11 protein-coding genes, 1 tRNA gene and 1 pseudogene are annotated in these 12020 nt (G+C 42.0%); 7 read left to right on the forward strand and 6 right to left on the reverse strand.

Annotated elements, in window-relative coordinates; genetic code table 11:
- Window positions 1-267: 267 nt before the first annotated feature.
- The gene (gene uspB, locus AAC853_RS05750) at window positions 268-597 is read right to left on the reverse strand and encodes a universal stress protein UspB (RefSeq protein ID WP_338883973.1); all 330 of its coding nucleotides are present in this window, start codon (window positions 595-597) and stop codon (window positions 268-270) included.
- A gap of 298 nt (window positions 598-895) precedes the next feature.
- Between uspB and uspA the strand changes: the two genes are divergently transcribed.
- Both uspA and gdhA read left to right on the forward strand, forming a co-directional pair.
- Window positions 896-1327 (forward strand): universal stress protein UspA, encoded by a 432-nt coding sequence (gene uspA, locus AAC853_RS05755; RefSeq protein WP_338883974.1) that lies wholly within the window; start codon window positions 896-898, stop codon window positions 1325-1327.
- A 258-nt stretch (window positions 1328-1585) separates the two neighbouring features.
- On the forward strand, window positions 1586-2929 hold the full coding sequence (gene gdhA, locus AAC853_RS05760; RefSeq protein ID WP_340613939.1) for an NADP-specific glutamate dehydrogenase: 1344 nt from the start codon (window positions 1586-1588) through the stop codon (window positions 2927-2929).
- Between the two features lie 17 nt (window positions 2930-2946).
- Here gdhA and AAC853_RS05765 read toward each other — a convergent pair whose 3' ends face one another.
- Window positions 2947-3123, reverse strand: a complete 177-nt coding sequence (locus AAC853_RS05765; protein WP_340614181.1) for a hypothetical protein — start codon at window positions 3121-3123, stop codon at window positions 2947-2949.
- On the opposite strand from AAC853_RS05765, the pseudogene AAC853_RS05770 reads away from it, so the two are divergent.
- Window positions 3067-3194, forward strand: a pseudogene (locus AAC853_RS05770) (IS982 family transposase); the annotation flags it as partial. The gene AAC853_RS05765 and the pseudogene AAC853_RS05770 overlap by 57 nt on opposite strands.
- Before the next feature lie 230 nt (window positions 3195-3424).
- Here AAC853_RS05770 and AAC853_RS05775 read toward each other — a convergent pair.
- From AAC853_RS05775 to prlC, 3 genes are all read right to left on the reverse strand, one after another.
- Window positions 3425-4567 (reverse strand): Fic family protein, encoded by a 1143-nt coding sequence (locus tag AAC853_RS05775; protein ID WP_340613940.1) that lies wholly within the window; start codon window positions 4565-4567, stop codon window positions 3425-3427.
- Window positions 4568-4850: 283 nt separating this feature from the next.
- Window positions 4851-5594: a 16S rRNA (guanine(1516)-N(2))-methyltransferase RsmJ gene (rsmJ, locus tag AAC853_RS05780; RefSeq protein ID WP_340613941.1), complete on the reverse strand. Its 744-nt coding sequence runs from the start codon at window positions 5592-5594 to the stop codon at window positions 4851-4853.
- Between the two features lie 6 nt (window positions 5595-5600).
- A complete protein-coding gene (prlC, locus tag AAC853_RS05785; protein WP_340613942.1) occupies window positions 5601-7643 on the reverse strand; it encodes an oligopeptidase A in 2043 nt (680 codons plus the stop codon).
- Window positions 7644-7868: 225 nt separating this feature from the next.
- On the opposite strand from prlC, the gene AAC853_RS05790 reads away from it, so the two are divergent.
- The 4 genes from AAC853_RS05790 (at window position 7869) to AAC853_RS05805 (ending at window position 10527) form a co-directional block, all read left to right on the forward strand.
- Window positions 7869-7963: transfer RNA gene (locus AAC853_RS05790), tRNA-Sec, on the forward strand.
- A gap of 44 nt (window positions 7964-8007) precedes the next feature.
- The gene (locus tag AAC853_RS05795; protein ID WP_340613943.1) at window positions 8008-8478 is read left to right on the forward strand and encodes an HIT family protein; all 471 of its coding nucleotides are present in this window, start codon (window positions 8008-8010) and stop codon (window positions 8476-8478) included.
- Between the two features lie 338 nt (window positions 8479-8816).
- The gene (locus AAC853_RS05800) at window positions 8817-9266 is read left to right on the forward strand and encodes a GNAT family N-acetyltransferase (protein WP_340613944.1); all 450 of its coding nucleotides are present in this window, start codon (window positions 8817-8819) and stop codon (window positions 9264-9266) included.
- 220 nt (window positions 9267-9486) lie between these two features.
- Window positions 9487-10527, forward strand: a complete 1041-nt coding sequence (locus AAC853_RS05805) for an IS630 family transposase (RefSeq protein ID WP_340613247.1) — start codon at window positions 9487-9489, stop codon at window positions 10525-10527.
- 165 nt (window positions 10528-10692) lie between these two features.
- On the opposite strand, the gene thrS is transcribed toward AAC853_RS05805, so the two are convergent.
- A complete protein-coding gene (gene thrS / locus AAC853_RS05810; protein ID WP_340613945.1) occupies window positions 10693-11877 on the reverse strand; it encodes a threonine--tRNA ligase in 1185 nt (394 codons plus the stop codon).
- Window positions 11878-12020: the final 143 nt, after the last annotated feature.

Consider the following 12020-nt stretch of genomic DNA (forward strand, 5'->3'; position numbering starts at 1 on the left):
AACTGTCTTCGCTGAATTGCTGCGCTTCAGCCATTTTAAATGCAATTGTAGAACAAAAAGATCTGTCTAAGCATGTTTACGAAGACGAACAGGCAATTCATCAAATGCATTATATTGAATTGTTTTTATGTTAGTTAAGTCATATTTTTGTGCGCATAACATTATGCTCGATAAAAGTTGATCATCTGCATCTAAAACATAAACTTCTGAATCAGGATAAAGATATGCAGCAACTAGATCGGGAATTCACCATTTCTCACATTTACGTCAGATCATCATCGCTATTAGGCATAGCAGGACAACGCCACATAGTATTTCTGTCAATATAAATTGTTTCCTCATCCTTTCGCACAACAGGACGACATCAGGGTCGTGATGATTGATATAACTTTGTGAATTGATATAACGCACGAGCCGCATCTGCTTATTGAATTGACCATTAGTTTTAAAAAAACCATTTCCATCAACGGCTTGATACAGCAGGGGATCTGACTCGCGTAAAATGGACAGAAGTACACGGAGCGAAGAAAAATAGCGCATTATGTTAATAATGCAGATAAGGCAAACTGCCCAAAATAGTGCAATGGTATTGAACATACTTCCTCCCTCCTGATTGTGGCAGTAAAGATTGCCAATAGCTGCCAGTAAAAGAAGAAACCAATAGGAAACATTTTGATTTGAATAATAACTATATTAAATCTTAGTTAAAAATACAGTGCTTAGTAGGTATCATCGTAAGGCATATGATCCGCTATTGTGGCTGGTTTGAAAGTAAAACAATAAGTTGTGATCACAACAACACTCAAAAGACACATTGAGCGGTTATAGTATGAACATCGAATCATGGCGTTTAATGTTGCCAATCCATTTAAACGACGTTATGGAAGGAGTTCTTATGGCTTACAAACATATTCTTGTTGCGGTTGATTTATCTCCAGAAAGTCAGGTTTTGGTGGAAAAAGCCGTATCATTGGCAAAACCGTACAATGCCAAAGTTTCCCTGATCCATGTTGATGTTAACTACTCTGATCTTTATACCGGCTTGATTGACGTAAATCTTGGCGATATGCAGGAGCGCATCGCGGATGAAACGCGTAATTCCCTGAAAGAACTCTCTGCTGGTGCAGATTATCCTGTTCAGGAAACGTTGAGTGGTAGTGGTGATTTAGGACAAGTCCTTGTGGATGCGATTAAACAATACGATATGGATCTGGTTGTATGTGGTCACCATCAGGATTTTTGGAGTAAGTTGATGTCTTCAGCTCGCCAGCTTATTAACACCGTTCATGTTGATATGTTGATCGTACCTTTACGTGACGAAGAATAATCTTCGGTTGATATTTTATTTCGTAAAATCGCCTGCTTATGCAGGCGATTTTTTTATCCTTAGAAAAGATAATGAAACTGGTTTAGAAATTGTCAAAGTAATTTTTGAGAAAATAGACAAAAAATAGTTGTTGAAATTTAAGCATAGAACAGTGCTATATTCAGAAAGCAAACCGTAATTACCTCACATTTTCAACAAAAAAATAATATGGAAAATGGCAGGGGGTCATCACATCTGAATGACAAAAAGGAAGCCCAAATGAATGTTTCATTATCTTTAGTTTCATTTCTCGATTCGGTTCAATCCCGTAATCAGCATCAAGTAGAATACCTACAGGCAGTACGAGAAGTGTTGACCTCTCTCTGGCCTTTTCTGCAACAAAACCCGCAATATTGTGAGCAAGGGTTATTGGAACGTCTGGTGGAGCCGGAAAGAGTTATCCAATTCCGCGTCTGCTGGGTGGATGATCAAGGGAAAGTACAGGTTAACCGCGCATGGCGTGTTCAGTTCAGTTCTGCCATTGGGCCCTTTAAAGGTGGGATGCGTTTTCACCCTTCTGTGAATCTTTCTATCCTGAAATTTTTAGGTTTTGAGCAGACATTGAAGAATGCGTTGACAACGCTGCCGATGGGAGGCGGAAAAGGGGGTTCTGATTTCGATCCCAAAGGGAAAAGCCACGGCGAAATTATGCGATTTTGTCAGGCATTGATGACAGAACTTTACCGCCATCTGGGGCCTGATACTGATGTGCCTGCCGGAGATATTGGTGTAGGCAGCCGTGAAGTCGGTTTTATGGCTGGTATGATGAAAAAATTGTCCAACAATACGGCGTGCGTTTTCACGGGTAAGAGCCTGTCTTTTGGTGGCAGCCTGATCCGCCCCGAAGCTACCGGATATGGGCTGGTCTATTTTACCCATGAAATGCTTAAACGCCATGGTATGGAACTTGAAGGCATGCGAGTATCTGTGTCCGGTGCGGGGAATGTCGCCCAGTATTCTATTGAAAAATGCATGGAGTTGGGGGCGAAAGTCGTCACCGTATCGGATTCAGGCGGCACGGTATTGGATGAAGATGGTTTTACAGCGGAGAAACTGGCTCATCTTCAAGAAATTAAAAACCAGCGCTACGGCCGTGTGGAAGAGTATGCCAAAGAGCGTGGACTGACTTTCCTCAAAGGCCAGGATCCGTGGTCCATCCCTGTGGATATTGCCCTGCCTTGTGCGACGCAGAACGAACTGGATTTGGAAGCGGCGAAAACATTGATTAAAAATGGTGTGAAAGCTGTTGCGGAAGGCGCCAATATGCCGGCGACGATTGAAGCTACTACAGCTTTCCTTGAAGCAGGTGTTTTGTTTGCACCGGGCAAGGCAGCTAATGCGGGTGGAGTGGCAACTTCGGGTTTGGAAATGGCACAGAACGCAGCGCGTCTGAGTTGGAAAGCAGAGAAAGTGGATATTCGCTTACATCACATCATGCTTGATATCCATCAGGCCTGTGTAGAATATGGTGGAGAAGAAAAACAAACTAACTACGTACAAGGCGCAAATATCGCTGGCTTTGTCAAAGTGGCGGATGCGATGTTGTCACAAGGTGTTGTTTAATATAGCCAATAGCATGGTCAAATTGCCTGTTCCAAGAGCAAGGTTTTGGTGCACATCCTAAATCGCTCTGGGGAGGAACAGGCAATAAACAATGAGTAGAAATGTTCGGCGATGTTGATGGCTTTTGTCGTTTTTGTATTCCGCAATGGAAGCCGTTTTGTCTCAATAACGGGTATCGTCTGCGCCGCAGACAAGACACATGTATCCTAGCGAAACCATAACCATTCGACTCTTCTTTCACCTGTCATATTACTGTGATTTTAAAATTTGGTCATGTATTCAATCCGTTGTCACATGATAAAGTCATTAGTACGTTCATTGAACGAAAATACGTAATCAACGGATTGAATGCATGACCTGGGTACTCGCTAAATCGAGGTGCATCACTGAATTGATAAAAATATGTTCACTGGTGGATCTGCCATCCAAGAATAACTCTCTCCGCAAATTATCTGTGTTTTTGTCATGTTCAATATTGATGGAGGGTATTGATAACTATAAGCTAGGAACGAATCCTTCATTTCTCAAGGATTGAATGACTCCTCTTATCAGAGATGAATGGGATATATTAATCGCGTAGCTTCTGGCTTTATTTGATGTTGGCTTTAATAGTTTCTGTTCTACTAGTTTAGATATTTGATATGTTATTTGCGCTGACTTAAGCTCAGGTAAAACCTCTTTCAAGTCTCCTACCTTAATAATGCCCACTGTAACTGTTTTTCTCAGTATTTTTGCTTCAATATTGTTTAGCGCATTCTTTTCTAAAGCAAATGCTATTGCTGGAAATAAAATTTTCTGACTTAAGAAATGTAAATTGGTTAACTGGTCAACCTTTTTTAGTTCAGTAGAGATACCAGCTAATACATAAATACACCATTCTTCAAGCCCTTCACGAGTTCCAAGATTTGCTTTTGATAACATTTCATAATATTTATTTCTATCATTGCAAAACACTGCTGTAGGATTGAGAACCCTGCCGCCAGCTTGAACATTAAATCCATACTTGATAAGTAATGCATAAGTTAACAATCTTACTGTTCGACCGTTTCCGTTGCTGAAAGGATGAATCCAACCAAAGCGATGATGGGCAAGAGCTATTTTCATTAAATCGTATTTAGGGCTGTCCTCACGGTTAATGAAAGCGGTTAATTCATTCATATAGTCAGGGACTTTTATACTATCAGGCGGAAGATGTTCTGATTGCCCTATGCTCACACCATAATGGCGATATTGACCGGGTGTTTTATCTCCTTCGCGTTGTAAGTTATCTACCGCAAGGGTATGTAATTCTCTGATAAAACGCTCTGTTATCTCGTCACCACGTTTAAAATATTCATCTATAAAGCTCATTGCTTTTTCAATATTATCAATTTCTTTCAACTGATCATCTTGGCTCTGAGTTCCTTCAATTTTACTTTCAATATAGTCAGCAAGGGTTGTATGGTTGCCTTCGATTCTGGCTGAGCCAAGACTTTCAAGCATATGAAAGATTTCTTTTAATTGAATAAAAAGTGATGGATGCACATCAATTTCTAGGCGTAAATGTCTCAATAACTCTAGTTCAGTTATGATATCCACAAGAGGAGAATCAAAACTAGGATTTAATAATTTGAGTTCAAAGTGATTAAATGTAGCCATATCTTAAGTTATCTTAAAAGTAGTGTTTTCAATATCTCGAAATCAGGAAAAAAAAGTGATTATTTATGGTATGTTATGTTACATAGTGGCTCACTATTATCTCAAAATCAAGGTTGTGAAGATCTCAAAATATCTATGCTGCTATCTTTAAAAACTATACTTGTAACCTATTGATTTATCTGAGGCCGTCACTTTGGCCTCCCTGTATTGATCGACGGTTTAAGCGGAATTCGGATTAGTCAGATGATTTAAAAACCCCATACGTAACATGGGGTTTATTTTTCTAACAAGGATAAATATCGAATCGGTGATTTTTAGTGGTAATTGCAGCGGAAGCTTTAACACCCGCCAGTGGTTCTGCATAATCTGGCCGTTTTACCACAACCCGACGTTTTGCCAATGCACGAGCCGGTTCCAGTAAACTATCAGCATCCTCATCTGCCCCGACAAGTGATTGGAAAACCCGCATCTCTTTTTTGACTAGCGCGCTCTTTTGCTTATGTGGATACATTGGATCAAGGTAAACCACATCTGGCGGCGGTGTAATATCTGTCAATGCTGTAATGCTTGAGGCGTGGATCAGCGTCATGCGTTCTTTCAGCCAACCTCCAATCTCTTCATCTTGATAGCCACGCTGTAGTCCGTCATCCAACAATGCTGCTACTACAGGGTTGCGTTCTAACATCCTGACATGACAGCCGATAGAAGCCAGCACAAAAGCGTCGCGTCCCAACCCAGCGGTAGCATCCACAACATTGGGTAAATAATCTTTCTTGATGCCGACGGCTTTCGCGACGGCTTCGCCACGACCACCACCAAAGCGACGACGGTGCGCCATTGTTCCGCTGACAAAATCGACATAAATCCCGCCCAGCTTAGGCTCATCGCGCTTGCGCAATTCGAGTCGTTCGGGTGTCAATACCAGCGCCATGACTGAATCTTCATCGTGGATCAGATCCCAACGTTCAGCCAATAACGATAAGGCGCTGCGATCAGCGCCTTCTTCACAAATCAAACAAATCTTCACAGGTGATTATCCGCCGATGCCGTAGCTCTTCAGCATTGCATCCAGTTCTGGTTTACGGCCCCGGAAGCGGACAAACAGTGTCATTGGATCTTCTGAGCCGCCGCGGGACAAAATATTGTCGAGGAATGACTGACCGGTTGTGCGATTGAAAATCCCTTCTTCTGAGAAGCGAGAATAGGCATCGGCTGCCAGCACATCCGCCCACAGATAGCTGTAATAACCCGCTGCATAACCACCATTAAAGATGTGGCTAAAGGAGTGCGGGAAGCGTCCCCAATCTGGCGATGGTACAACCGCAACTTGTTTTTTCACTGATTGCAGCGTTTCCAGGATTTGCGCTCCTTTGGCTGGATCATATTCCACATGTAAGCGGAAATCGAACAGGCCAAACTCAAGCTGGCGCAGGATCTTCATTGCGGCCTGATAGTTTTTGGCCGCCAGCATATTATCCAGCATCTCTTGTGGCAGGGGTTCCTGAGTTTGATAGTGACCGGAGATAAATGCCAGTGCTTCCGGCTCCCAGCACCAGTTTTCCATAAACTGGCTTGGACACTCTACTGCATCCCACGGCACACCACTGATGCCGGCCACATCTAAAACTTCAATTTCGGTCAGCATATGGTGCAGGCCATGCCCAAACTCGTGGAACAGTGTTGTCACTTCATCGTGGGTAAACAGGGCAGGTTGATCACCAACTGGTTTGTTAAAATTACAAGTCAGATAAGCGACCGGGATTTGCAACTCGCCAGATGCATGGCGCATTCTGCCGACATAACTGTTCATCCATGCGCCACCGCGTTTGTGTTCACGGGCGTAAAGATCTAAATAGAAACTGCCACGCAATACCTGCTGATCATCATACAGATCAAAGAAACGCACATCAGGATGCCATGTATCTACATCCTGGCGTTCTTTGGCGGTAATGCCATAAATGCGGCGAATGACTTCAAACAGCCCTTCAAGCGCTCGTTGTTCCGGGAAGTAAGGGCGCAGTTGTTCATCATCAATGGAGAAGTCATGCTGCTTTTGCTTTTCGCTGTAATATGCCAGATCCCACGCTTCCAGCCCATCAACACCGTGATGAGATTTGGCGAAGTTAGTGAGTGCTTCCAACTCTTCTTGACCTTGTTGATGGGCGCGTTTGGCCAGATCGTTCAGGAAATCGAGTACCTGTTGAGGTGTTTCAGCCATTTTTGTTGCCAGGGAACTTTCAGCATAGTTCTTGAACCCAAATAATTGGGCGAGTTCATGACGTAATGCAAGTAGTTCCGCCATCACTTCGCTGTTATCCCACTTTCCGGCATCTGGCCCTTGATCAGAAGCACGGGTCGTATAGGCATAATACATTTCCTTGCGCAGTTCACGATTATCGCCATAGGTCATGACTGGCAGATAACTTGGCATATTGAGTGTCAGCAACCACCCATCCAGTCCTTTGGCTTCGGCACTGGCCTTGGCTGCGGCTTTGGCACTTTCAGGCAAACCGGCCAAATCACCCTCGTCGGTAATTAGTTTGGTCCATCCCATAGTGGCATCCAGCAAATTATTGCCGAACTTTGCACCCAGCTCAGATAAACGAGCAGTAATTTCACCGTAACGTTTCTGTTTCTCTTCTGGTAAGCCAATGCCGGTCAATTCAAAATCACGCAACGTATCTTCAACAACCTTGCGTTGTGGCTGGGAAAGGGTTTCGAAGATTTGGCTCTCTTTTAGCGATTTATATGCTTGATATAACCCTTTGTGTTGCCCCAACCAGGTATCAAATTCAGAAAGCAGGGGCAGGCTTTGCTCATAGGCTTCGCGAAGCTCTGGACTATTCTTGACCGCATTTAGGTGTTCGACTGGCGACCACATACGGGAAAGCCGGTCTTTCTCTTCTGAAATGGGTTGGCACAGGTTATCCCAAGTAAAAGCAGTGTGTTCGGATAAAATCTTCTCAATGACTTGACGGTAATTGGATAATGTCTCTTTCACCGCAGGCACGACATGTTTTGGTTCGATTGCAGAGAACTTAGGCAATGCAGAAGATAGCAGTAGCGGATTAGTCATAATGAGCGCCTTATATGTGTATTTGGGTATAGGCTGAAACCAGCCCCGTATCCCAATGGGTTGTTGACGATAGATGGGGATAAGATATCGTGAGTTCAATGTTAATGCCGCACTTTTGTGCGAACAATTAGGTTCTTTTGCTGTCAGGGATCTGTGAAGTTGCGGAGAAGTTTAGATATTCTTGGAGACGCGCTATAATCCCTGCTCTTCATCAATTTTATTAATGGAAGATCATCGTCCCCGGTGGGGCGGCTGGACTTCAAATCCAGATGGGGCCGCCAGCGGCCCTCGGCAGGTTCGACTCCTGTGATCTTCCGCCACCTTTTGTCTGAAATCGTCTTTTTTATTCAATAAAAATTTTTATATGAATAATTGTATTTTCTGCGAAATAGTTAATGGAAAATCACCTGCACATGTTATTTGGGAAGATGATGATTACATAGCTTTTTTATCAATATATCCAAACACACAGGGTTTTACAGTAGTTATTCCCAAGAAACATTATGAAAGTTACGCATTTGAATTAAGTGATGATAGTTTGTCTGGGTTGATCATCGCTTCTAAAAAGGTTGCTAAACTCCTTGATTCAACCTTAGACGGTGTTGCTAGAACAGGGCTAATATTCGAAGGCTATGGCGTTGATCATATACACGCCAAACTATTTCCTATGCACGGAACAGGAAATAATAGCCGTTTTAAAAAAATATCATCTTGTGTGGACAAATTTTTTCATGAATACGAAGGATATATATCATCACATGATAGTAAACGAGCATCTGATAAGGATTTGAGCATATTGGCTAAGAAGATTCGAGAACATTCAGGGGGTAAATAGATAATATCCTTAAATGAGAAGCCTTAACTTGGTTTTGATTGAAGGGCTGCACGTTAACGGGGTAGTTGAAAAGCGGATGAGAACTAAACTTACACCAGCGACAAGAGCCGTTATGTGTGCTCAGGAACAAGAATTCTTGCTTTAATCACCCATACAATGTTAATAAGAATATTTTTACTAAAGGCATCAATGGATTCAGGGTAATTTAATTCCGCTGTGGTTTGGCGTTCACAAGAGTATTTTAGTGAACCGCAATGGTTCCAAATACGGGTGAAGTATTTTGGTGCTCCGTTTGCGCGGGTTTTTGTTACAGATATGCAGTAATCAGGGGAAAAAATATGGCACAACACTTTCATTGGCAGAAAGAAAACTACCAAGTTTCAACAGACAAATCGCTTTTAGATATTACCGCTATTCACCAATTTTTGACACGTTCCCGTTGGGCGGAAGGTATTGATCTCGAAACAGTACGGTCTGCTATTGAAAACAGCCTGACATTTGGGTTGTATAAAGATAAAACTCAAATAGGGTTTGCCAGGCTCGTCACAGATTTTGCGACGTTCGGCTATCTATGTGATGTTTATGTCTTGGAAGAATATCAAAAACAACAATTAGGCCGCTGGTTGATAACATGTTGTCAATCTCATCCCGTTATGCAACGGCTACGTAGAATTATGCTTGTGACGTCAACGGCACCTTGGTTATATGAAAAATTTGGCTACTCTCCCGTTAGTTATGAAAATGGTGTTTGGCAAATAGTTCGCCCAAATATTTATAAGAAAAAGTAACACTCATTATTTATTTTTAATAGTATTAAATTTATAGGATTAATATATTTGCTATATTGTAAGATCTATCCCAATATTCTGGGATTGTTTTTAATCAAATGCTATTCATAGAAACATATAAATAAGCTTTCAAAATAGTAGATCACTTGAAGGGAACTCAGTCCAATTTTTGCGATCTGATTAATCGCCAAATCAAAAAAATCCCAAAATGGACTGAGTGATGCGAATCATAGCACCAATACCCCGAAATGAACGACGTCAGATGAAAAAATTTATTCATAAAACCCGAGATAAAGATTACGCCCGCCGACTCATGGCACTCTTGATGTTACATGAAGGTCAGACCGTTTCTTACATCGCCAGAACCCTTCATTGTTCACGTTCTTCCGTCCATCGTTGGATAAATTGGTTAACGTTATATGGGCTGGAAGGATTAAAAAGCTTACCGAGAGGAAGGCCTACTCGATGGAATTTAGCCCCGATTTTTAGCTTGTTGTCGTTCTTATTATCACACTCCCCGCAGGATTTTGACTGTTTGCGTTCACGCTGGAGTATTGAACTTATCACTCAGATAATCAATGAATTATTAGGGGTATCACTGTCGAAAAGTACGCTTTATCGTTACTTTTGTCAGGTGGGTATTGTCTGGCGAAGAGCGGCGCCTACTGTCAAAAAGCCTGATCCGGAGTATGACGAAAAAATGGCAAAAATCACCGAAGCCTTAGCCAACGCATCAGAGCAACATCTTGTTTTTTATGAAGATGAAGTCGATATCGATCTGAATCCTAAAATCGGGGCAGACTGGTGTCTAAAAGGACAACAAAAACGCGTGATGACACCGGGGAAAAACCAAAAGCACTACCTTGCAGGCTGCCTTGATGCCCGAACAGGTCAAGTGACTTATGTCGGTGGTATAAAGAAAAACGCTGATTTATTTATCAATATGTTAGAGAAAATTAATCGTCAGTATCGTCAAGCCAAAAGTATCACGTTGATTTTGGATAATTATGGTATTCACAAAAGCCATAAGGTCAGGGAATGGCTAAAACAAAATCCTCAATTTAACCTGTTATTTTTACCGGTCTATTCGCCATGGCTAAATAAGATTGAACGCTTGTGGCAATCCTTGCATGAAACCGTCACCCGAAATCATTGCTGTCAGTATATGTGGCAACTCTTAGCGTGCGTTGAAGAATTTATGATTGCATTTTCATTCGGGCAACAACCGGGAATGAAAAAAATGAGTGTATCGTTATTATGAAAGTTTATTTATATCTGTTTAAGTTTTAATATGTTTTTATAGTTTTTTTGATATTAGCTAATTTACCGAGAATAGTTAAGTTTATTTAGTCAAGGAATTGATTCAGTATTAACTTAAATTTTCGGTCACTGATTGACTCAGTGACCAAACGGGTTCCTCCGGTCATCACAATTTCCTGTAACTAATTAACTGATCAACCAGTTTAGTTTTCTCTATGGGAATGACCACGTTACCTCGACGGAGTGCCACTTGATGCATATTCATTTCTTGTTCTCCAATAATCAAAATATTGGGGATTTTCATCTGATGGAACCGTTTGATTTTACGGGCAACGGAACTATCACCGTCATCTATCAGCACATGTAGTCCTGCATATTTGAGTAATTCTACTAATGTGTTGGCATAGTCGAGAACGTTTTCATTGACCGTTGCAATTGCAACCGGTAATGGATGGATCCACTCCGGTAAAGCTCCTTGAGTGACTTCCAACAACATACCGAGCCACCGCTCTATTGAACCATATATTACTTGATGTAAGATCACCGGACGTTCTTTCTCTCCGGAAGTATTTGTATAAGAAATATTGAAGCGTTCTGGAAGATTAAAATCCAATTGGATTGTACCGCACTGCCATTCGCGTCCCATATTGTCCTGAAGAGTTAGTTCAATTTTAGGTCCATAAAATGCACCTTCTCCGGCCTGTAATTCGAAATCAATCGATTCACTTTGGCAAACTTCAATAAGGATTTGTTCAGCTTTTTGCCATAAAGATTGGTTTCCCAGAGCCGATTCTGGACGTGTAGATATTTTAACTGAAAGCTGCTGATAACCGTATTGGTTGTAAACGAGCCTGGCCCTGTTCAAAAAGTGTCGGATTTCATCCCAAGTTTGTGACCATGCACAAAAAATATGGGCATCATCTTGAGTGAACTGGCGCAAGCGTAAACAGCCATTCAAAGAACCAGAGGGTTCGTTGCGATGAACAAGACCAAATTCAAATAACTTGACCGGGAGTTCTCTGTAACTATGCACATGTCGTTTGAACAGCAGAATGTGTGCCGGACAAGACATCGGTTTTAGTGCATAAGCGTGCATATTCTCCTGATCACCACCAAAGAACATATCCTCTCCGTACATCATAAGATGGCCGGAAATTTGCCAGAGATCCTTTTTCAAAAACTGAGGGGTACGAACTTCCTGAAAACCGTATTGTTGATAAAGTTGGCGGATATGTTGCTGAATATCCTGAAATAAACGCCATCCGTTTGGATGCCAGAAGATCATACCAGGCCCTTGAGGCTCTGAGTGGAACAAATCGAGTTGTTGTGCGATTTCGCGATGAGTTTTCATCCTATCTCCTTAGTAAAACTCTGGGCGAAACGCATGGAATGGGTATAAAAAAACCCTCTGGCGAATCGCTCAGAGGGTTTTAAAAATTCAGTTGTAACTACCCCCCGAACAACCTGATGGTTTCGGTGGTGGTGGTTTGTTGG

The organism is Xenorhabdus thailandensis (genome assembly GCF_037996785.1).
Taxonomy (GTDB): Bacteria; Pseudomonadota; Gammaproteobacteria; order Enterobacterales; family Enterobacteriaceae; genus Xenorhabdus; species Xenorhabdus griffiniae.

Coding starts and splice junctions, on each gene's coding strand:
- AAC853_RS05800 (WP_340613944.1), top strand. CDS start 8,817: ATGGCACAACACTTTCATTGGCAGAAAGAAAACTACCAAGTTTCAACA.
- gdhA (WP_340613939.1), top strand. CDS start 1,586: ATGAATGTTTCATTATCTTTAGTTTCATTTCTCGATTCGGTTCAATCC.
- thrS (WP_340613945.1), bottom strand. CDS start 11,877: ATGAAAACTCATCGCGAAATCGCACAACAACTCGATTTGTTCCACTCA.
- uspA (WP_338883974.1), top strand. CDS start 896: ATGGCTTACAAACATATTCTTGTTGCGGTTGATTTATCTCCAGAAAGT.
- AAC853_RS05795 (WP_340613943.1), top strand. CDS start 8,008: ATGAATAATTGTATTTTCTGCGAAATAGTTAATGGAAAATCACCTGCA.
- uspB (WP_338883973.1), bottom strand. CDS start 597: ATGTTCAATACCATTGCACTATTTTGGGCAGTTTGCCTTATCTGCATT.
- AAC853_RS05775 (WP_340613940.1), bottom strand. CDS start 4,567: ATGGCTACATTTAATCACTTTGAACTCAAATTATTAAATCCTAGTTTT.
- prlC (WP_340613942.1), bottom strand. CDS start 7,643: ATGACTAATCCGCTACTGCTATCTTCTGCATTGCCTAAGTTCTCTGCA.
- AAC853_RS05805 (WP_340613247.1), top strand. CDS start 9,487: ATGCGAATCATAGCACCAATACCCCGAAATGAACGACGTCAGATGAAA.